The organism is Pedococcus cremeus (assembly GCF_900111375.1).
GTDB classification, from domain to species: Bacteria; Actinomycetota; Actinomycetes; order Actinomycetales; family Dermatophilaceae; genus Pedococcus_A; species Pedococcus_A cremeus.
Genome location: NZ_FOHB01000001.1, coordinates 266,578 through 286,430 on the forward strand (window position 1 = coordinate 266,578; position 19,853 = coordinate 286,430).

Below are 19,853 nucleotides of genomic sequence, written 5' to 3' on the forward strand. Positions count from 1 at the left end.
GACAGCAGCGGCGTCACGGCAGGGCGAGCGCGTCGAAGTCAGGCCGTCAAGGGTCAGAACCGGGGCGACGAGGTCACTGCTGGGTCGAGCGGCCGTCGGCCAGGGCCTCGTGGTGGTGGATGACCTCTTCGATGATGAAGTTGAGGAACTTCTCGGCGAAGTGAGGGTCGAGACCGGCCTCGTCGGCGAGCGCCCGCAGCCGGGCGATCTGCTTCTCCTCGCGAGCCGGGTCGGCCGGCGGCAGGCCACGACTGGCCTTCAGCTCACCCACCTGCTGGGTGCACTTGAACCGCTCGGCCAGCAGGTGCACGAGCGCGGCGTCGATGTTGTCGATGCTGGCACGCAGGCGCAGCAGCTCGGCCGGTGTCTCAGCGGGGACGTCTGAGGCGGGTGAGGTCACCCGACAATCGTAGGCACGGGCGCCGCAGCGGCGTCCGCCCGTCTCAGATCCTCTCGCAGCTCCTCGTCCAGATCCTGACGAAGGCGGTCGTTGTCCCGCTGCAGGCGGTCGACGAGTCCTTCGAGGTCCCGGACCCTGCGCCGCAGCTCGACGGTCTCGAGCATCAAGCGCTGGTCAGGTGCCGTGCGGTAACCCAGCAGGGCCTTGGCCATGGTCTCTCCTTGGTCCGGGGCGCGACGATTCGCCCGCGGCGATGCCCGATCGGGGCACTTCTCAGAGTGACAGCCCGGTGACGGATCGGTCAATGCGGGCCACCGCCTGATGGCCCACACGGGCTGGCCTCCCGACCCGCCGCTGTCACTTCTCGATGAAGTCCTCGAGCCCGTCGCGCGGAGGACCCCACGTGGTCACACAGGTGGTGACCTCGCCGGGACGGAGCCGGGTCGACGGCTTCTCCTCGAGCAGGGCCACCAGCTCCTCGACGCGCTCCTTGGGGCCCTGGGCGAGCACCTCGACGCGCCCCCCGTCGGCGTTGCGGGCGTGCCCGACCAGGCCGAGCTCGAGAGCCCGGGCGCGGGTCCACCAGCGGAACCCGACGCCGTGCACCCTGCCGTGCACCCAGATGACCGCCCTCGCAGGTTCGTCCGGATCCATGTGCGCCACCTCCACCTGTCTCGCACGTCCCTCTTCGGGACGGTTGTCATCCCACTCCTCAGTTGTACCGTGCCCGGACACGCGACGACCACCGCCGAAGACCCCCGACAACGTGACGAATGCCGTAGCGTCCACGGGTCGCACGGGGCGCGCAGGGCGCCTCGGGCTGGGCGCCTGGGGGGCGCCGGGGGGAGAAGAAACCATGACTCGTCGCATCGTCAGCACCGCCGTGGCCACGTCGGTCTGCGGCCTCGTCGCCTCGGGGGCGCTGCTCAGCAGTCCCGCGTATGCCGCGGCCACCGCGGGTGCCACGGCCTACGCAGGGCACCTCGCCTCGTCCACCACCGCCTCGTCCATCACTGCATCGCGTGCGGCGACGGGCCCGGCAGCGAGCGCGTCGGCCACCACGACCCGCCGCCTTGCCGGGGCGAACCGCTACGAGACCGCGGTCGAGGTCTCGAAGGCCTCGTTCCCCGCCCCTGTGGCGGCGGTGTTCGTCGCCTCGGGCGGCGACTTCGCCGACGCGCTCGCAGCCGGGCCGGCAGGAGGCAGCCTCGGCGGCCCCGTGCTACTCGTGCCACCCACGGGCACGCTGCCCACCGCGGTCGCCCGCGAGCTCGACCGTCTCGACCCCTCCGACATCTACCTCGTCGGGGGCACCGGCGCGGTCAGCACGCCGATGGCCGCACAGGTCGCCACGCACGGGCGCGTCACCCGCATCGCCGGTGCGGACCGGTTCGTCACTGCCGCGAAGCTGGTGCCGTTCCACGTCTACACCGACGGCGCCGACGGTGGCACCGAGGGCCCGGCCACGGCGGTCATCGCCAACGGGCTCTCCCTGGCCGACGGGGTCACCGCGGGTGCCCTGGCATCGCACCGCCGCAGCCCCGTCCTCGCCTCCCCGCTGCTGCTCACGACGGCGACGTCGCTCCCCGCGTCCACCCGCGAGGCCTTGAAGGGGTTCCAGGAGGTCATCATCGTCGGCGGCACGGGGGCGGTCTCCTCAGCGGTCGAGCGTGAGGTCCGCGCGGTGGTGCCCAAGGCCCGGTTCACGCGCCTGTCCGGGGCCGACCGCTACGCGACCGCCGCCGCCGTCTCCCGGTTCTCGCTCCCGCAGACCCCGGCCCAGGACATCTTCCTCACCAGCGGCACCAGCCTCTCGGACTCCCTCACCGTGGCGCCCGTGGTCTCGCCCGCGAGCGTGCGGTACGCCCTGCTCCCGACGAGGAAGGACTGCGTGCCCGCGGTCATCCTCGCCGAGGTGAACCGGCTCCAGTCGCCGCGTCGCACCGCCGTCGGTGGCACCGGCGTCGTGTCCGACGCGGCCCTCGCGCTCAAGCCCTGCTGAGGGCAGTCAGCGACCGAGCGTGCGAGGTCGTGGCTGGCAGCGGGGGCAGGAGAAGCTCGAGCGGTTCATGAACGACTCGCGCCGGATGAGCGTGCCGCAGCGCCGGCAGGGCCGCCCCTCCTGGCCGTAGGCGTTGAGGGACCGGTCGAAGTAGCCCGACGCGCCGTTCACGTTGACGTACAACGCGTCGAAGCTCGTGCCGCCCTGCCCGAGCGCCTCGAGCATGACCTCGCGGGCGTGGTCGAGCACGCGGTGCAGGGTCGGCTTGGTCAGGGTCGAGCACAGCCGCTCGCCGTGGACCTGGGCGCGCCAGAGCGCCTCGTCGGCGTAGATGTTGCCGATGCCGGAGACGAGGTCCTGGTCGAGCAGCGCGCGCTTGACCGCGCTGTGCCGCTTCTTCATGGCGGCCACGACGGCCTTGGCGTCGAAGGCGGCCTCGAGCGGGTCGGGCGCGATGTGCTCGATGGCCTCGGGCACCCCGTCGTCGTCAAGGTCGGACAGCGCCATGCCCCCGAAGGTGCGCTGGTCGACGAAGCGGAGCTCGGGCCCCTCGTCGTCGAACGTGAACCGGGCGTGCAGGTGCTTCTCATCGGGTGCGCCCGGGTCCTCGACGAGGAGCTGGCCGCTCATGCCGAGGTGGGTGATCAGGCCGTGGCGCGAGCCGTCCGGGGTGTCGAGCACCATCCAGAGGTACTTGCCGCGGCGCCGTGCCTCGGCGACGTGGTTGCCGCCCAGCTGCTCTGCCAGGTGGTGCGCCCCGGGCAGGTGCCGCCGGGCGACGCGGGTGCCGTAGAACTCGGCGCGCGCCAGGGTGCGGCCGACGACGTGGTCTTGCAGGCCGCGGCGGACGACCTCGACCTCGGGGAGCTCGGGCACGGGAGGCCGGCTCCGCTCAGGCCGGGGTGGCCGGTGCCGAGGCGCCGACCGATGCGCTGGCTGAGGTGCCGGCCGAGGTGCTGGCCTGCGCGCTTCGTACGCTGAGGTGCTTCCAGGCCTCCTCGGCGGCGCGCTGCTCGGCCTCCTTCTTGGAGCGGCCCACGCCCTGGCCGAGCACCGTCGCGCCGACCACGGCCGAGGCGGTGAAGGTCTTCTCGTGGTCGGGGCCTTCCTCCACCACGCGGTACTCGGGAACGCCGAGGGAGTCGGCCGCCGCGAGCTCCTGGAGGCTGGTCTTCCAGTCGAGGCCGGCGCCGAGCCGGGCGCTGTGCGCCATCAGCGGGTCCAGCAGGTGGTGCACGAGGGCGGCGGCGTGCTCGAGGCCGCACGACAGGTAGACCGTGCCGATCACGGCCTCCATGGTGTCCGCGAGGATCGACGCCTTGTCGCGGCCTCCGGTGGCCTCCTCGCCGCGGCCGAGCAGAAGGTGGTCGCCGAGGCCCAGGGTGCGCGCGACGTCGGCGAGGGCGCGCATGTTGACCACGGCCGCCCGCAGCTTCGCGAGCTGCCCCTCGGGCAGCTCGGGGTGCGCGGCATACAGGGTGTCGGTGACCACCAGGCCCAGCACCGAGTCGCCGAGGAACTCGAGGCGCTCGTTGTGGGGCAGCCCGCCGTTCTCGTAGGCGTAGCTGCGGTGCGTCAGCGCACGCAGAAGCAGCGACTCGTCGACGGGGGCCCCGACCACCTCGTGGAGGAGGCCGGCGAACTCGTCGACGGGCCGCTGCTGTGCGCGTCCGCCGTCAGAAGAGGGCGTGCTCACGCGGTTGGGACTCAGCCCTGGTGCTCGGTGCGCTCGGCAGCGTCGTAGTGGCGACCCTTGTAGGTGCCGCAGGACGGGCAGGCGACGTGCGGCTGGGTCGGCGCCTTGCACTGCGGGCACGTCGTCAGCACGGTCGCGGTCGTCTTCCAGTTGGCGCGACGCGAGCGGGTGTTGGAGCGCGACATCTTCCGCTTCGGGACAGCCACGTCAGTTCCTCTTCTCTTCGGTGTTGCTCGGGGTGTCGGTGGTCAGCGCCTGCAGCGCGGACCATCGCGGGTCGATCACTTCGTGGTGGTGGTCCGGGTCGTCGGCCAGGTGTGCTCCACACTCGGAGCACAACCCGGGACAGTCCTCCCGGCATACCGGCTGGAACGGCAGCGATGGCACCACCGCGTCCCGGAGCACCGGCTCGAGGTCGAACAGGTCGTCCACCAGCTGGTGCTCCTCGGCCTCGTCGTTGCTGTCCCCCACCTCGCGGTGGTGGGCCGCGCGGTCGGCGTAGGCGAACAGCTCCTGGAACCGCACGTCGACGGGGTAGTCGACGGGGTCCAGGCACCGCACGCAGGCGCCGGTCGCGGTGGCGGTGGCCGAGCCGGTCACCAGCACGCCCTCCATGACGGACTCGAGCCGGAGGTCCAGCCTGACCGGCTGACCCTCCTGCACCGCGATGACGTCCGTGCCGAGGTGTGCAGGCGCCTCGACGGTGCGCTGGACCTCTGCCATGGAACCGGGTCGGCGTCCGAGGCTCTTGGTGTCGAACACCAGCGGCGATCGGGCGTTGAGGTGGTTCATGGCTCCAGTACGTGTCGAGGGACTCGGCCGTCGTCACAGCAGGGACGTAGACCGACCGCTCAGGTTACCGGAGCGCCTGCCACCTTCCCAAATGCGCTCGGGTCAGCGTCTCTCCCTGGTCATGACCGCCTCGAGCTGGCGGGCGATCTGCGGGCCCAGTGTCGCGGCATACGTGGCGGTGATGTGGTCGCCCGCGCGGTGGATGACGACGTGGCCGATCGCGACGGGGCACCGCTCGACGGGGCAGATCCAGGGGGTGAGGTCGATGAGCTCGACGCCGGGCGCCTTGAGCGCGGCGGCACGCTGGGCGTCGAGCCCGGTGTTGGCCAGCGCCGTCTCGCGGTCGAAGGCGCAGCGGGTCAGGTGCCGCGGGTTGCGGGCCATGCAGCTGTCGAGGTCGGACGGCGAGCCGGGGTTGTCGCCGATGACGGCCACGGGCACGCCGGCCCGCTGCAGGCCCTTCCAGCGGCGGGCGAGGTAGTCGACCAGCGCCGACCGGCTGACCTTGTCGCCCCGCAGGGCGGCGTCGGCCTGGGTCGAGGTGACGACGAGGTCCGGGGGGTCGGCGACCAGCTGGCGGATCACCGCCTCGTTCCAGTCGTCGCAGGACTGGTAGTGCGCCCGCGACAGCTCGGTCGTTCCCGCAGCGAAGGCGCACGAGCTCTTGCCGTAGGTGATGATCCGCCAGCCCTGGCCGGGGGCGGCCCGCTCCAGCGCCGGCAGCCACTGCAGGGCCTTAGAGTCACCCACCAGCGCGATGGTCAGCGGGCCGTCCTTGACGCCGAACTCGCAGCGCACCGGTGTGGAGGTGCGCTCGTCGACCTGGCAGCGGTCGACGTCGGCAGACGGCCGGTCCTCCCCCGCCCGCTCCGGGTCCGGGGTGAGCCAGCCCCAGTCGTCGACGGCGTAGTCGGCCGGGTCGGCGCTGGGGGTCTCGCCCAGGGTGCCGGCGCCCAGCTGCTCCAGGGGCGGCAGGGCGCCGGTGGGCGGCTTGGTCTGGAACACCGCCGGAGCGGTGATGAGGGGTATGCCGGCGAGCACGCCCACCAGCGACAGCGAGGCTCCCAGCGTGAGCGAGCGCCGGGTGCTGCGCGCCAGCCGGGGGGTGTGGTGCACCGGGCGCTCGACGAGGCGGTAACCGAGGTAGGCGGGCACCACGCTCAGCAGCACCGCCCAGGCGCGGGCGGTCCCACCCGGCCAGAGCTCGTCGGCGAACACCCGCAGGGGCCAGTGCCAGAGGTAGAGCGAGTACGACAGGCCCCCGACCCAGACCAGCGGTCGCAGGCTGAGCAGGCGGCCCGGCCCCTGCGACCCTTCCCCCCAGCCGGAGAGGATCACGGCCGCCGTGCCGAGGGTGGGCAGCAGCGCCCAGGCGCCGGGCCAGCCGGCCGTGTCGGGCAGCAGGAAGGCGGTGCCGACGACGACGGCGAGGCCCACCCAGCCGAGCACACCCCCGAAGCGCACGCGGTGGGGGTGCTGGTCGACGGCCCAGATCGCCAGCGCCGCCCCCACGCCGAGCTCCCACACCCGGGTGGTGGTGGCGAAGTACGCGTGGGCCGGCACGGTGATGGTGTGCCAGACCGAGTACGCCAGGGAGGGCACGGCGATCGCGGCCAGCAGGACCCCGACCGCCCGCAGGCTGGGGCTGTGGCCCGGGCCGCGGGCGAGCACGCGGGGGCGGAAGCGCCGCAGGACGAACACCAGGAGCACGAGGCAGAGCGGCCAGATGACGTAGAACTGCTCCTCGACCGCCAGCGACCAGTAGTGCTGCACCGGCGAGGGCTGGGTGTCCTTGGCGAGGTAGTCGACCGAGCGGCCGGCCAGCACCCAGTTCACGACGTACAGCGCGGCCCCGACGATGTCGCCGCCGATCTCGCGGCCGCGGCGGCCCGGGATCAGCAGCCAGGTGGTGGTGGCGATGAAGACCAGCACGAGCATCGCCGCGGGGAGCAACCGGCGAGCCCGCCGGGCGAGGAACTGCGGCCACGAGATGTGTCCGGTGGCCGCGAGCTCGCGCAGCAGCAGGCTGGTGATGAGGTAGCCGGAGATGACGAAGAAGACGTCGACGCCGAGGTAGCCGTGCGGGAGGAAGGGCAGGCCGGCGTGGTAGACCATCACCAGCAGGACGGCCACCGCCCGCAGGCCCTCGATGTCGGGCCGGAAACCCTCCGGCCGAGGCGGGCGCGCCAGGGTCAGCTCTCCGTCTGCAGGCGCGCCAGCAGCGCGTCACGGACCCCGTCGCCGACGAGGCCCGAGATGTCGCCGCCGAGGCGGGCGACCTCCTTGATGAGCGAGCTCGAGATGTGCGCGAAGCGCGGGTCACCGGGCAGGAACACCGTCTCGATGCCGGTGAGGTGCCGGTTCATCAGCGCCATCGGCAGCTCGTAGGCGAAGTCGGTGTCGCCGCGCAGCCCCTTGATGATGGCCTCGGCGCCGACCTCGGTGCACACGTCGACGAGCAGCCGGTTCGCGAACACCTCGACCCGCACGTTCGGGAGGTGCCCGACGGCGTCCTCGAGCAGCTTCCGGCGCTCCTCCGGGCTGAACATCCCGGCCTTCGCAGGGTTGTGCAGCACGGCGACCACGACCTCGTCCCAGAGGCGTGCGGCGCGCTCGATGACGTCGGCGTGGCCGAGCGTCACCGGGTCGTAGGAGCCGGGGCACACACACCGTCTGGTCACAGGCGGCAACCTAGCAGCGGAGGACGGGTGGGCCCCGGCCCGGTGAACCCGCTCCTGGGGTCGCCCGAGGAGCCGCTCAGCTCTCGTCCTCGTCGTCGGCGGGGAGCAGGCCCTCCTCGTGGGCCTCCTCGACGATCCGGCGCACGTTCTCGACCGAGCCGCAGCCCTCGTCGAGGAGCCGGTTGCGCATGGCGGCCCACCTCTCGCCGAGGTCCTGGCGCGCCTGCTCGGAGACCTCGGTGCGGGCCGGGTTGAGGATGGTCTGCTCCTCCTCGCCGATGTGGTGGTTGAGGGCCTCGGCGAGCTCCTCCACCGCGTCGTCGAACTTCTGCGTGTCGGTGCCCTTGCACTCCAGCAGCGCGAGCAGCTTCTCGTTGCCCTCGGCGTGCTCCTCCTCGCCGTGCTCGGCCTCGTGGTCGCTGATGGCGTCCTTCGTCCTCAGCTTGGGGTAGACCTCGGTCTCCTCGGCCTCGCCGTGGGCGATCAGCACGTTCGACAGGGCCTCGCGCGCAGCCTCGCGGTCGGCGGTGGCGTCACGCAGCTCGCGCAGCAGCGACTCGAACAGCCGGTGGTCCTCGACGATGAGCTCGACGACGTCGCCGGACGTGGGTCGGGGGATCTCGATCTGCGTCATGGGCACATCCTGCGACAGGCCCACGGACGCCGCGCGTCCAGCGCCGGTGACGACGACAACAGCATGTGAGGACATCAGTGCAGGTCAGCGCGGTGCACGCGACGGCCCCGTCCGCTGGGTGGACAGCGTGGACCGGATTCTTGTGTCAGGACAGGCGATTCGAGACGGTGGAGTCTCGTGTCCTCAATCGAGTAAGGGAGCGACGTGCTCACCCTGACCGACAACGCCAGCAACATCGTCAAGGCCATCGTGGAGCAGAACGGCGGCAGCGAGGACGCCGGTCTGCGCTTCTCGGCCGAGCCCGCCGAGGGAGCCCCCCAGGGCGCCCTCGCGGTCACCACCGTCGAAGCCGGCGAGCCCGGCGACCAGGTCGTCGACAAGGACGGCGCCAAGGTCTACCTCGAGGAGACCGCCGCGGTCGCCCTGGGCGACCAGGTGCTCGACGCCAGCGTCGACCAGTCGGGCGCCGTGCAGTTCAGCATCGCGCCGTCCGCCTGACGGCCCGCACCACCGACGAGGCCCCCACCCCGGACCACCGGGATGGGGGTCTCGTCGCATCCTCGGCGAATCCGTCGCGCCGCGCTGTCAGGCGACTCCGTCGGGCCGCGCTGTCAGGCGACTCCGTCGGCCTCCGGCACGCCGGCGAACCAGACGCGCGTCTCCCCGTAGCGTCGCTCCCCCTCGCGCTCCAGCCCGGAGGGCCAGCGCGGCTCGGGCGACCGTGACGAGCGCTCCACCACGACGAGGGCGTCGTCGGAGAGCCACTTCTGCTCGACCAGCGCGGTCAGCACGTGCTCGAGCACGTCCTCACCGATGTCGTAGGGCGGGTCGATGAACACCACGTCGACAGGCTCGGCGGGGGCGGTGGCGAGGGTGCGCTCGACCGTCGCCGCCCGCACGGCGATGCCCGGTATGCCGGTCTGCGCGGCGTTGCGGCGCGCGACCGCCGCGGCCGTGCGGTCCGACTCGACCAGCACCACCGAGGTGGCGCCGCGGCTCGCAGCCTCCAGGCCCAGGGCGCCGGAGCCGGCGTAGAGGTCGAGCACCGCTGCCCCGGCGAGCACGTCGAGGTGCTCCAGCCGGGAGAAGAGCGCCTCGCGCACCCGGTCGCTGGTCGGCCGGGTGCCACTGCCCGGCGGGGTCTGCAGCCGCAGGCCACCGGCGCGGCCGCTGATGATGCGGGTCATGCTGCGGGTCCTTGGCTCATGCGCGCCTCATCCGCGCTCCAGGAACGCGGCCTGCTCCTCGTCGACCCACTCGCGCACCGCCGCCTGCAGCTCGGGGTGGTCGGCGAGGTCGGGGTCGCGTGCCACGAGGGCGCTGGCGTCGTCGCGGGCCTGGAGGATGACCTCCTCGTCGCGGACCAGCGAGAGGAACCGGAAGCTGCCCCGTCCCATGCCCCGGCTGGAGCGACCGCCGCCGCTCTGGCGGGCGCTCAGCACGTCGCCCGTGCCCCGCAGCTCGAGGTCGAGCCGGGCGAGCTCGAAGCCGTCGGTCGTGCCGGCGACGGCGTCGAGCCGCTCGAGGGCCCCCTCGGCGTCGGTGGCCGTCATGAGCAGGCACAGCCCGGGGTGCTGCCCGCGCCCGACCCGGCCGCGGAGCTGGTGGAGCTGCGAGACGCCGAAGCGGTCGGCGTCCATGACCACCATCACGGTCGCGTTCGGCACGTCGACACCCACCTCGATGACGGTCGTCGAGACCAGCACCTCGACCTCACCGCGGTTGAACGAGGCCATGACCGCGTCCTTGTCCTCCGGCGCCATCCGCCCGTGCAGCACCCCGATGGTGAGCCCCTCGAGGGCGGGGTTCTCGCGCAGCAGCGCCTCCACGGCATACACGCCGGCCATCGGCCGCGGAGCCGCCTCCTCACCCTCCGCCGCCTCGGCGTCGGCGAGCTCCTCGTCGTCGGGTGAGCCGGAAGGCGCGGGGCCGTCGTCACCGATCCGCGGGCACACGACGTAGGCCTGGCGCCCGGAGCGCACCTCCTCCGCGATCCGCTCCCAGGTGCGCTGCACCCAGGCCGGCTTGTCCGCGGGCACGACGTGGGTGGTGATCGGTGAGCGGCCCTTCGGCAGCTCGGTGAGGGTGGAGGTCTCCATGTCGCCGAAGACGGTCATCGTGACCGTGCGCGGGATCGGGGTGGCCGTCATGACGAGCACGTGCGGCGGCTGGGCTCCCTTGCCGCGCAGGGCGTCGCGCTGCTCGACGCCGAACCGGTGCTGCTCGTCGACGACGACGAGGGCGAGGTCCTGGAACTGCACGTGCTCCTGGATCAGGGCATGCGTGCCGACGACGATGCCGGCGTCACCGCTGGCGGCGTCGAGCAGGTTCCGCCGGCGCGCTGGCGCCGACTGGCTGCCCGTCAGCAGCGCGACGCGGGTGCCGATCTCGCTGCCGCCGAGCATGCCGCCCTGGGCGAGGTCGCCCAGCATCGTGGTGATCGACCGGTGGTGCTGCGCGGCGAGCACCTCGGTCGGGGCGAGCAGCGCGGCCTGTCCCCCGGCGTCGACGGCCGCGAGCATGGCGCGCAGCGCGATCACCGTCTTGCCCGAGCCGACCTCGCCCTGCAGCAGCCGGTGCATCGGCACGTCGCGGGCCAGCTCCTCCGCGAGGGTCTCGCCCACCGCTCGCTGGCCGGCGGTGAGCTCGAAGGGCAGCCGGGCGTCGAAGGCGGCGAGCAGGCCGCCCTCCCTCGGGGAGCGCGCCCGGGTGCGCTCGGCCGCCTGCCGGGCCCGTCGCTGTGCCAGGAGCGTCTGGAAGACGAAGGCCTCCTCGTAGCGCAGGCGGTGGCGGGCCCGCTGCACCTGGGCGAAGTCGGTCGGCACGTGGATGCCCTTGAGCGCGTCGAGCCGTCCCGGCAGGCCGTGCCGCAGGCGCACCTTCGCGGGCAGCGTCTCGGGCACACCCTCGTCGTCGAGGTGGTCGAGCACGATGCGCACGCACTCGGCCACCGCCCAGTTCTGCATGCCCTTCACCTGTAGGTAGACCGGGATGGGTCCGCGGTCGGTGCCGTGCGGCCCCAGGCCGCCCTCCATGAGCTGGTATGCCGGGTGGGCCAGCTGCCATCGCCCCTTGTAGATCCCGACGGTGCCGGCGAAGAGCGCTGTGACCCCCGGCAGCAGGACGTCGCGGTGCCCGTACGGCCTGAAGAACGCGAGGTCGAGGTCGTTGCTGCCATCCGTGATGGTGGCCTCGAACATCTCCTTGCCGTTGCGCGTCCGGCGGGTGCCGGAGGTCTTCACCCTCGCGACCACGACGACGTACATGCCGACGTGCAGGTTGGACAGGTCGGCCGAGTGCTCGAGGTAGCGCCGCGGCCAGAACTCGAGCAGGTCGCCCACCGTGTGCAGGTCTCGGGCGCGCTCGAGCGGCCCGGCGGACCGCGCACCGAGCAGCTTCGAGAGCTTGGTGGACTCGTCGACCACGCCGGACACCGGGCTCACTCGACCCCCAGCAGCAGCGGGTAGTGCGGCTGCCCACCGTCGATGAGCGAGACCTCCGCGTCACGGTGGCCGCCCTCCACCCAGCGGGCGAGGTCGTCGGCGAGGCCGTGCGGGGCGTCCTCGCCGGCCACGATGGTCACGAGCTCGCCGCCGCTGGAGAGCAGCCGGCGCATGACCTCACGGGCCACCTCGAGCAGGTCCTGCCCGACCACCGCGACGTCGCCCCCGACGATGCCGAGAACGTCGCCGCGCCGGCACTCACCCGCGCTCGTCAGCGCGTCCTTGCTGGCGATGGTGACCGCCCCGTGGCGGGTCGCGGAGGCCGAGCTGATCATCTCGGGGAGGTTGCGCTGGGCGGACAGCGTGGGGTCGAAGACGGCCATGGCGGCCAGCCCCTGCACGGCGGTGCGCGAGCGCACGACGGCGATGTCGATGCCCTCCTGCTCCCCGGCCGAGGCGGCGGCCTGGGCGGCGAGCAGGGTGTCGCGGTCGTTGGGCAGCAGGATCACCGAGAGCGCGTGGGCGTCGCGGGCCGCCTCGAGCAGCTGCCCGGCCGACGCCCTGCGGCCCGGCCCGCTCTCGACGACGTGGGCCCCGGCGTCGGTGAAGACCGCCGCCAGGCCGGGACCGGCGGCGCACGCCACGACCGCCACGTCGCTGGCCGGGCGCCGGCCCGCCTGGTCGCCGAAGTGGGTGACCCTCACGCGGTAGGGGCGGCCGGCGTGGATGCCCGCCTCGATCGCGGCCCCGGCGTCGTCGACGTGGACGTGCACGTTCCACAGGTCGGGGCCGCCCACGACGAGGAGCGAGTCGCCGAGGGCGTCGAGGGTGTGCTTCAGCGTCTCGATGCGGTCCTCGTCGCTGTCCGCGAGGAGGTACATCACCTCGTAGGCCGGGCCACCGGCCCCACCGAGGGTCTCGCCCCGCGCCGTGGCGCCCTCGCCCTCGGTCGGTTGCACGACCGCGCCATGGGCTGCCCAGTCGGGACGGCGGCGCAGCGACGACTCGTCACCGAACGCGACGGCTCCCGTCGGCAGCGCCGGACCGTCCTCGTGGGCCACCCGGGCGAGCGCCTCGAGCAACAGGACGTAGCCGGCCCCACCGGCGTCGACCACCCCCGCGGCCTCGAGCACCGGGAGCTGTGCAGGCGTCAGGGCGAGCGCCTCCGAGGCCCCCCGCAGGGCCGCCTCGGTGACCTCACCGAGGCCGGTGAGGCCCGCTGCGGCCTCGGCGGCGGCCCGCGACACCGACAGGATGGTGCCCTCGACCGGGTGCGTGACCGCCTTCCACGCGCGCTCGCTGGCGCGGGCCAGCGCCTCGGCGACGAGCACGCCGTCGGCGGACTCGGCGCCGCTCTCGGCGACGGCCTCGGCGAAGCCGCGCACGAGCTGGCTCAGGATGACCCCCGAGTTGCCCCGCGCCGTGAGCAGCATGGCCTCGCCGAGGGAGGTGCACTCCTGCTCGAGGGTGGCCTCTCCGAGGATGCCGCGCTGCTCCTGCCGGGAGCGCACGGCGTCGAGGGCGGCGTCGAAGGTGAGGTAGAGGTTGGTGCCGGTGTCGCCGTCGGGCACGGGGAAGACGTTGAGCGCGTCGATCTCCGCGCGACGGGCCGCGAACGCCGCTCGGGCCACGACCGCCCAGCGGCGGACGTCGGCGGCGGTGAGGCGTTCCAGCACGGTGGCAGGCTAGTGCCTGACCCCGTCAGGGCCGTGGGCATTGCCGCCGTTTTGGTCGAGGCGCCCGCTCTCGGCTACTCTTGACCGGTTCCCATGGGCTGCCCTCATTCGAGGCTGCCCGGGATCCCACCGAGTTTGTTCGTATCGAAATCAGGAGATCACCCGTGGCTGCCAACTGCGACGTCTGCGGCAAGGGACCGGGCTTCGGTCACAACATCTCGCACTCGCACCGCCGCACCAAGCGTCGCTGGAACCCCAACATCCAGCGCGTGAAGGCTCTGGTGGGCGACGCGGGTGTGACCCCGAAGCGTCTCAACGTCTGCACCTCGTGCCTCAAGGCCGGCAAGGTCAAGCGCTGACCAGCCGACCCGCACACCGCTGAAGGCCGGTCTCCCCTCGGGGAGACCGGCCTTTCGCATGTCCCTGCTTCCGCATGTCCCTGCTCCCAGGTCCCTGGTTGCTCGCAGGTCACTGGTGGAAGTGGTCCCATCCCCGCGGCTGCTGGGGCTCCCCGTCGATGGTGACCCCCGAACCGGGCGCCACGGCGCCGAGCACCTGCCAGCCCGCGGGCACCGACCCGGCCGGGAAGGTGGCGAGCAGGCTGTGCTCCTCGCCGCCGCTCAGTACGCACTCGCGCGCGGCGGCGTCGCCGACCGCCGGCACCAGCGCCTCGACGTGCGGGCGCAGGGCGGCACCCGAGAGGGCGACGCACACACCGCTGGCCCGCGCGACGCGGTCGGCGTCGCGCAGGAGCCCGTCCGAGATGTCGATCATGGCGGTCGCCCCCACGGCCGCTGCCTGGACTCCCGCGGCCAGGGGCGCGGTCGGCCGCCGGTGGTGGTCGAGGCACTGCTGCTGTATGCCGCTCGGCGGGCCGACGGCGTCACCGCCCCGCTGCAGCAGGGCCAGGCCTGCGCCCGAGCGCCCGAGGGTGCCGCGCACGGCGACCGTGTCGCCGACGTGGGCGCCGTTGCGCAGCACGGGCTGGCGCCCGGCGAGGTCGCCCAGCGCGGTGATCGAGACGACCAGCACCTCGGCCGGGGCCGACGACAGGTCTCCCCCGGCGACGGCCACGCCCGCCCGGGCTGCGCCCTCGCCGATGCTGCGGGCGAGGTCGCGGGCCCAGGCCACCGGGGTGGCGGGGTCGGCCATCAGCGTCACCAGCACCGCGGTCGGGGTGCCGCCCATGGCCGCCACGTCGGCGAGGTTCTGGGTGAGGAGCTTGGCGCCCACATCGGCGGCGCTCGACCACTCGTCGAGCCAGTCGCGGCCTCGGACCATCGAGTCGGTCGTGGCCACCACCCGACCCGAGGTCGCGAGCACGGCGGCATCGTCGCCGGGCCCGACCAGCAGGCCGGGCTGGAGGGTGAAGAAGGGGAAGATCGAGCGCAGCAGGCCCTCCTCCGACACCTCACCGAGGGTCTGGGCCTCTGTGACCATCACTTCACCTTCCTTGGGGAGACGGGCGGTCCACCGAGACGGTAGCGTCTGGCGTGGCCGGGCCCCCGCCCGGCTGGTTCCCCGTGGGACCTGCTCGTCGAGGGCCCACGTCCAACCCGACTGCAGTGAGGTGTCCCGTGGTGGTGCAGGCCTACATCCTGATCCAGACCGAAGTCGGCAAGGCGGCGACCGTCGCCGAGTCCATCGCCGGCATCCAAGGTGTGGTCCTGGCCGAGGACGTCACCGGCCCCTACGACGTGATCGCCCGCGTCGAGGCCAACACGGTCGACGAGCTGGGCAAGCTCGTGATCGCCAAGATCCAGGACGTCTCGGGCATCACCCGCACCCTGACCTGCACGGTCGTCCACGTCTGAGCGCACTCCTGGGTGCCCAGCGCGCACCGCGGCCGCGTGCCGCGCGTGCCCCACGTCCCACGGCCACCGGTCGCTTCCTCGGAGCGGCCGGTGGCTTCGTTCGTCCTGCCCGCGCCGTGGCGCTGCTCGCCGGGCTGGGCGTGGTCCTGCTGACCGGCTGCTCCTCGGCCGTCGAGGTGACGGCGCCACCGCAGGCCGGGTCGCCCGCCTGCACCGCGGCCGCCAGCCACTGGCCGACGACGGTGTCGGGCCAGGACAGGGTGGAGACCACGGCCGGCAGCGACGCCGTGGCGGCGTGGGGCGACCCGCCCGTCATCGCCCGCTGCGGCCTGAGCGCCCTCGCCCCGACCACCGAGCAGTGCCTCGACGTCAACGGGGTCGACTGGGTGGTCCGCAAGGCCAGTGACGGTGCGGTGTTCACGACGTTCGGGCGCGACCCGGCCATCGAGGTCCTGGTGCCCAACGCCTACGCGCCGGAGCCGTTGCTGCTGCCCGCGTTCGGGGCCGCGGCCAAGGCGCTGCCCGCCAACGGCCACAGCTGCAAGTGACCCGGTCAGGTCGTCAGCGACCGGGTCGAGGCGTCAGCGCAGGCCGGTCCGGCGCGCGAGCGCGAGCTGGATGAGCTCGTCGATCAGCTCGGGGTACGACAGGCCCGACGCGGCCCACATCTGCGGGTACATCGAGTGCGGCGTGAAGCCCGGCATGGTGTTGATCTCGTTGATGACGACCTCGCCGCGGTCGGTGTAGAAGCAGTCGACCCGGGCCAGGCCCTCGCAGCCGAGCGCCTCGAACGCCGCGGCCGCCAGCCGCTGCACCTCGGCAGCCACCTCGTCGGGCACCTTGGCCGGGCAGCTGAGCGTGACGCCCTGCTCCTCGAGGTACTTCGCCTCGAAGTCGTAGAAGTCGTGGCCGCCGTCGTGGTCGACCTCGATCTCGCCGACCTGGGAGGTCCGCGGGGGCTGGTGGTCGCGGCCCTGCAGCACCGCGCACTCGATCTCGCGGCCGACGATCGCGGCCTCGACGACGACCTTCGGGTCGTGCTCGCGGGCGGCCTCGATGGCCGCCTCGAGGTCCTGCGGGTCGCTCACCTTGGTGATCCCCATGCTGGAGCCGGCCCGCGCGGGCTTGACGAAAACAGGGAAGCCGAGCGAGGCGACCGCGTCCATGGCGGCCGCCTTGTCGCGCTGCCACTGGGCGTCGGTCACGACAGCATAAGGCCCCACCGGGAGCCCGGCCCCCTGGAAGACCACCTTCATGTAGTGCTTGTCCATGCCCGCGGCGGAGGCGAGGACGCCGGAGCCGACGTAGCGGATGTCGGCGAGCTCGAGCAGCCCCTGGATGGTGCCGTCCTCGCCGAACGGGCCGTGTAGCAGCGGGAAGACGACGTCGACCTCACCCAGGCTGTCCGGCACCCGGCCGGGCTCCTGCACCGTCAGCGTCCGCTGCGTGCTGCCGAGCGGCACGACGACACCGGCCTCGGTCGGCTGCACCTCCGGCGTGTGGCCGGCGGTGAGCTCGAGCTGGGCGGGGTCGCCGTCCATGAGCACCCAGTGGCCGTCGCGGGCGATGCCGATCGGGATCACGTCGTAGGCGTCGCGGTCGATGGCGCGCATGACGCCGGCCGCGGTCGAGCACGACACGGCGTGCTCCGAGGAGCGGCCGCCGAAGACGAGCGCGACACGGGTCTTGCGGGGGGCGTCAGGCTGGGAGGTCATCGCCCGAGAGCGTAGCGCCCACACTCCGGTGCGCCCGACCCGGCGCGCGCTGCCTCTCCTACTCTGGCCCGGTGACCGCCAACCACTCGTCCGGGCCGGCAGCCGAGCAGCTCGCCGCCGCCACCCGCCTCGTCGCCCTCGGCCGCCAGGAGCGCCGGCCGGGCGCGGGCGTCAACGCCCCGCTGGAGCTCTCCTCCACCTACATCGCCGACGGCCCGGTCAACTACGCCCGCGGCGGCAACCCCACCTGGTCGGCCTTCGAGGAGGCGCTCGGCTCCCTCGAGGGCGGCGAGGCGCTGGTCTTCGGCTCCGGCATGGCCGCGGTGGCCGCTGCAGTCGGCCTCGTGCCGCACGGCGGCACCGTGGTCGTGCCCGCCCACGCCTACAACGGCACGACGGCGCTGCTCGACGAGCTCGCCGGGAGCGGCGCCGTGGTGGTGCGACGCCTGTATGCCGACGAGGTCGGGGCGGTGGGCGAGCTCCTGGACGGTGCCGCGATGCTGTGGGTCGAGTCGCCGACCAACCCGATGCTCGAGGTCTTCGACGTCGAGGCGCTGTGTGCCGCGGCCCGCGAGCGCGGCGTGCTCACGGTGTGCGACAACACCTTCGCCACCCCTCTCGTGCAGCAGCCGCTCTCTCTCGGCGCCGACGTGGTGCTGCACTCGGTGACGAAGTACCTCGCCGGGCACTCCGACGTGATCCTCGGCGCGCTGGTGACGGCACCGACCGAGTCGGGCAGAGCCCTGCACGCGCGGCTGTCGCGGTACCGGTTGCTGCACGGGGCGATCGCGGGCCCGATGGAGACCTGGCTCGCCCTGCGCGGCCTGCGCACCCTGCACCTGCGGGTCGAGCGCGCCACGGCCAACGCGCGCGAGCTGGCGGCCCGGCTGGACGGCCACCCGAGCCTGGACCGGGTGCGCTATCCCGGCTTCGGGGCGATTCTCGGCATCGAGGTGAGCGGCGGTGCGGAGGCGGCCGAACGCGTGGCCTCGGCCACCGCGCTCTGGACCCACTCGACCAGCCTCGGCGGCGTCGAGTCGCAGGTGGAGCGGCGCCGCCGCCACGCCGGGGAGCCCGACACCGTGCCGGAGGGGCTGCTCCGCCTCTCGGTCGGCGTCGAGGACGTCGAGGACCTCTGGCGTGACCTCGACCAGGCCCTGCGGGGCTGAGCGACCCAGCCTGACGGCTGCTGTCGTGGCGGAACGGGTCGACATGCCGCCGGCGGCGCGCCGGACCGGCGCTACTCGAGCTCGTGCTTGCGGGCCCGCGACAGCAGTGACTCCACGACCTGCTGGGGCGTGCGGCCCTCGTGCACGACGGCGGCGACCTGCTCGATGATCGGCACGTAGACGTCGTGCTCGCGGGCCAGCTGGAGGATCGAGTCGCAGGACTTCACGCCCTCGGCGGTCTGCTTCGTGACCGCTTCGACCTCCTTGACGGCCATGCCGTGCCCGAGGTTGACCCCGAAGGTGCGGTTGCGCGACAGCGGTGAGGAGCAGGTGGCCACGAGGTCGCCGACCCCGGCCAGGCCCGCGAAGGTGGCCGGGTCGCCGCCGAGCGCGACGCCGAGCCGGGTGGTCTCCGCCAGCCCGCGGGTGATGAGCGAGGCCTTGGAGTTGTCGCCCATGCCCATGCCCTCGGCCATGCCGACCGCGAGCGCCACGACGTTCTTCACGGCGCCACCGATCTCGCAGCCGACGACGTCGGTGAGGGTGTAGGGCCGGAAGTAGGTGGACCAGCAGGCGTCCGCGACCCGCTCCGCCGTGGCGTGGTCGGTGCAGGCCACGACGCTGGCGGCCGGTTGCTTGAGCGCGATCTCCCCGGCGAGGTTCGGGCCGGAGACCACGACGATGCGCTCGGACTCGACGCCGCCGACTTCCGCGATCACCTCGCTCATCCGCTTGGTGGTGCCGAGCTCGACGCCCTTCATCAAGGAGACGACGGCGGCATCACGCGGGAGGTGGTGCGCCCAGCGCTCGAGGTTGTGCCGCAACGTCTGCGACGGCACCGCCAGCACGACGATGTCGGCGCCCTCGGCGGCCTCCGCGGGGTCGGTGGTCGCCCTGATGCCCTCGGGAAGGCGGATCCCGGGCAGGTAGTCCTCGTTGCTGCCGGCGTTGATCTGGTCGACCAGCTCGGGCCGCCGGCCCCACATGCGCACCGACGTGCCGCTGTCGGCGAGCACGGCGGAGAACGCCGTGCCCCAGCTGCCCGTGCCGAACACCGCAGCAGTGGTCACGGACGGCCCCCCTTCTTGCGGAAGTTGCCGGTGGGCGGCAGGCCCAGGGCGCGGGCGTCGAACCGCACCGCCGGGGCCTGCTCGCCACGCAGCTGCTCGAGCTGGGTGGTGATGGCGGCCATGATCCGCGCCGTCGCCTCGCGGAGGACCTCGGCGTCCTGCGGCCGGTCGTAGAGGTCGGACAGGTCCACCGGCGGGCCGGCGAGCACGTGGATGGTCTTGCGCGGCAACAGGTGCGGCCTCTTGGAGTAGGGCGCCAGGATCTCCTGGGGGCCCCACTGCGCGACCGGCACCACGGGACACCGGGTGGCCAGCGCGATCCGTGCGGCTCCGGTCTTCCCGACCATGGGCCACAGGCCCGGGTCGCGGGTCAGCGTCGCCTCGGGGTAGACGCCGACGCACTTGCCCTCCTCGACCGCGGCCACGGCGGCGCGGTAGGCGTCGACGGCCCGACCGGTGTTGCGGTAGACCGGGATCTGCTGGGCGCCACGCACGATCGCGCCCACCACCGGCACCCGGAAGACCGACTCCTTGCCGAGGAAGTAGGCGGGCCGGCCGTTGTCGAGCATGAAGTGCGCGAAGGTCAGCGGGTCGACGTGCGAGATGTGGTTGGGCGTCACGACGAAGCCACCCGACGTCGGGAGGTGCTCGGCACCCCGCCAGTCCCGCTTGGTGAGGGCCATCAGCAGCGGCCTGAGGATCCACACGGCCAGTCGGTACGCGAAAGGCAGGGGACGTCTGCCGCTTGGGGTCACCACTAC

23 protein-coding genes are annotated in these 19,853 nt (G+C 73.1%); 6 read left to right on the top strand and 17 right to left on the bottom strand.

The features are described 5' to 3' along the window. Nucleotides 1-73 precede the first annotated feature (73 nt). The 3 genes from BMW78_RS01190 to BMW78_RS01200 form a co-directional block, all read right to left on the bottom strand. Nucleotides 74-400, bottom strand: a complete 327-nt coding sequence (locus BMW78_RS01190; RefSeq protein ID WP_091755620.1) for a chorismate mutase — start codon at nt 398-400, stop codon at nt 74-76. Beyond that, entirely contained in the window at nt 397-612 is a 216-nt protein-coding gene (locus BMW78_RS01195; RefSeq protein ID WP_091755622.1) for a hypothetical protein, read from the bottom strand. The genes BMW78_RS01190 and BMW78_RS01195 overlap by 4 nt, the downstream gene beginning before the upstream one ends. Nucleotides 613-757: 145 nt before the next feature. Next, a complete protein-coding gene (locus BMW78_RS01200; protein WP_091755624.1) occupies nt 758-1,054 on the bottom strand; it encodes an acylphosphatase in 297 nt (98 codons plus the stop codon). Between the two features lie 202 nt (nt 1,055-1,256). Between BMW78_RS01200 and BMW78_RS01205 the strand changes: the two genes are divergently transcribed. After that, nucleotides 1,257-2,402, top strand: coding sequence for a cell wall-binding repeat-containing protein (locus BMW78_RS01205; RefSeq protein WP_177180228.1), 1,146 nt, complete (start codon nt 1,257-1,259; stop codon nt 2,400-2,402). A 6-nt stretch (nt 2,403-2,408) separates the two neighbouring features. Here BMW78_RS01205 and mutM read toward each other — a convergent pair whose 3' ends face one another. The 7 genes from mutM to BMW78_RS01240 all read right to left on the bottom strand — a co-directional run bounded on the left by mutM (nt 2,409) and on the right by BMW78_RS01240 (nt 8,205). Further along, complete coding sequence (gene mutM, locus BMW78_RS01210) at nt 2,409-3,278, bottom strand: bifunctional DNA-formamidopyrimidine glycosylase/DNA-(apurinic or apyrimidinic site) lyase (RefSeq protein WP_091755628.1); 870 nt, start codon at nt 3,276-3,278, stop codon at nt 2,409-2,411. Nucleotides 3,279-3,294: 16 nt separating this feature from the next. Beyond that, complete coding sequence (rnc, locus tag BMW78_RS01215; RefSeq protein WP_091755630.1) at nt 3,295-4,098, bottom strand: ribonuclease III; 804 nt, start codon at nt 4,096-4,098, stop codon at nt 3,295-3,297. An 11-nt stretch (nt 4,099-4,109) separates the two neighbouring features. Further along, nucleotides 4,110-4,304, bottom strand: coding sequence for a 50S ribosomal protein L32 (rpmF, locus tag BMW78_RS01220; protein ID WP_091755632.1), 195 nt, complete (start codon nt 4,302-4,304; stop codon nt 4,110-4,112). Between the two features lies 1 nt (nt 4,305). After that, entirely contained in the window at nt 4,306-4,890 is a 585-nt protein-coding gene (locus BMW78_RS01225) for a YceD family protein (protein ID WP_091755634.1), read from the bottom strand. Between the two features lie 102 nt (nt 4,891-4,992). Next, on the bottom strand, nt 4,993-7,086 hold the full coding sequence (locus BMW78_RS01230) for an acyltransferase family protein (protein ID WP_342707696.1): 2,094 nt from the start codon (nt 7,084-7,086) through the stop codon (nt 4,993-4,995). Further along, nucleotides 7,083-7,580 (bottom strand): pantetheine-phosphate adenylyltransferase, encoded by a 498-nt coding sequence (coaD, locus tag BMW78_RS01235; protein WP_425439033.1) that lies wholly within the window; start codon nt 7,578-7,580, stop codon nt 7,083-7,085. The genes BMW78_RS01230 and coaD overlap by 4 nt, the downstream gene beginning before the upstream one ends. Before the next feature lie 67 nt (nt 7,581-7,647). After that, nucleotides 7,648-8,205, bottom strand: a complete 558-nt coding sequence (locus BMW78_RS01240) for a hemerythrin domain-containing protein (protein ID WP_091755640.1) — start codon at nt 8,203-8,205, stop codon at nt 7,648-7,650. A gap of 204 nt (nt 8,206-8,409) precedes the next feature. Between BMW78_RS01240 and BMW78_RS01245 the strand changes: the two genes are divergently transcribed. Next, nucleotides 8,410-8,703: an iron-sulfur cluster assembly accessory protein gene (locus tag BMW78_RS01245; protein ID WP_091755642.1), complete on the top strand. Its 294-nt coding sequence runs from the start codon at nt 8,410-8,412 to the stop codon at nt 8,701-8,703. 113 nt (nt 8,704-8,816) lie between these two features. Here the strand turns inward: BMW78_RS01245 and rsmD are convergent, their stop codons facing one another. Genes rsmD through BMW78_RS01260 form a run of 3 tightly spaced genes read right to left on the bottom strand, consistent with a single transcriptional unit; the run spans nt 8,817 to nt 13,324 of the window. After that, on the bottom strand, nt 8,817-9,392 hold the full coding sequence (gene rsmD, locus BMW78_RS01250) for a 16S rRNA (guanine(966)-N(2))-methyltransferase RsmD (protein WP_091755644.1): 576 nt from the start codon (nt 9,390-9,392) through the stop codon (nt 8,817-8,819). Nucleotides 9,393-9,419: 27 nt separating this feature from the next. After that, nucleotides 9,420-11,648 carry an ATP-dependent DNA helicase RecG gene (locus BMW78_RS01255; RefSeq protein ID WP_342707681.1) on the bottom strand — a complete coding sequence of 743 codons (2,229 nt, stop codon included), beginning with the start codon at nt 11,646-11,648 and terminating at the stop codon, nt 9,420-9,422. Further along, on the bottom strand, nt 11,645-13,324 hold the full coding sequence (locus tag BMW78_RS01260; protein WP_091755646.1) for a DAK2 domain-containing protein: 1,680 nt from the start codon (nt 13,322-13,324) through the stop codon (nt 11,645-11,647). Before BMW78_RS01260 ends, BMW78_RS01255 begins: the two co-directional genes overlap by 4 nt. A gap of 164 nt (nt 13,325-13,488) precedes the next feature. Here BMW78_RS01260 and rpmB point away from each other — a divergent pair, with 164 nt between their 5' ends. Next, nucleotides 13,489-13,683, top strand: coding sequence for a 50S ribosomal protein L28 (gene rpmB, locus BMW78_RS01265; protein ID WP_056922510.1), 195 nt, complete (start codon nt 13,489-13,491; stop codon nt 13,681-13,683). 109 nt (nt 13,684-13,792) lie between these two features. Here rpmB and thiL read toward each other — a convergent pair whose 3' ends face one another. Beyond that, on the bottom strand, nt 13,793-14,764 hold the full coding sequence (gene thiL, locus BMW78_RS01270; RefSeq protein ID WP_091755648.1) for a thiamine-phosphate kinase: 972 nt from the start codon (nt 14,762-14,764) through the stop codon (nt 13,793-13,795). Nucleotides 14,765-14,904: 140 nt separating this feature from the next. Between thiL and BMW78_RS01275 the strand changes: the two genes are divergently transcribed. Next, on the top strand, nt 14,905-15,138 hold the full coding sequence (locus BMW78_RS01275) for an Lrp/AsnC ligand binding domain-containing protein (protein ID WP_091756479.1): 234 nt from the start codon (nt 14,905-14,907) through the stop codon (nt 15,136-15,138). Nucleotides 15,139-15,254: 116 nt separating this feature from the next. Continuing rightward, nucleotides 15,255-15,686: a DUF3515 family protein gene (locus BMW78_RS01280; protein ID WP_245735601.1), complete on the top strand. Its 432-nt coding sequence runs from the start codon at nt 15,255-15,257 to the stop codon at nt 15,684-15,686. Nucleotides 15,687-15,719: 33 nt separating this feature from the next. On the opposite strand, the gene BMW78_RS01285 is transcribed toward BMW78_RS01280, so the two are convergent. Beyond that, nucleotides 15,720-16,853, bottom strand: a complete 1,134-nt coding sequence (locus tag BMW78_RS01285; protein WP_091755650.1) for a D-alanine--D-alanine ligase family protein — start codon at nt 16,851-16,853, stop codon at nt 15,720-15,722. Between the two features lie 71 nt (nt 16,854-16,924). Between BMW78_RS01285 and BMW78_RS01290 the strand changes: the two genes are divergently transcribed. Continuing rightward, nucleotides 16,925-18,022, top strand: coding sequence for a trans-sulfuration enzyme family protein (locus BMW78_RS01290; RefSeq protein ID WP_091755652.1), 1,098 nt, complete (start codon nt 16,925-16,927; stop codon nt 18,020-18,022). A 71-nt stretch (nt 18,023-18,093) separates the two neighbouring features. On the opposite strand, the gene BMW78_RS01295 is transcribed toward BMW78_RS01290, so the two are convergent. Then, nucleotides 18,094-19,092: an NAD(P)H-dependent glycerol-3-phosphate dehydrogenase gene (locus BMW78_RS01295; protein ID WP_091755654.1), complete on the bottom strand. Its 999-nt coding sequence runs from the start codon at nt 19,090-19,092 to the stop codon at nt 18,094-18,096. Further along, nucleotides 19,089-19,799, bottom strand: a complete 711-nt coding sequence (locus BMW78_RS01300; protein ID WP_342707682.1) for a lysophospholipid acyltransferase family protein — start codon at nt 19,797-19,799, stop codon at nt 19,089-19,091. Before BMW78_RS01300 ends, BMW78_RS01295 begins: the two co-directional genes overlap by 4 nt. Nucleotides 19,800-19,853: the final 54 nt, after the last annotated feature.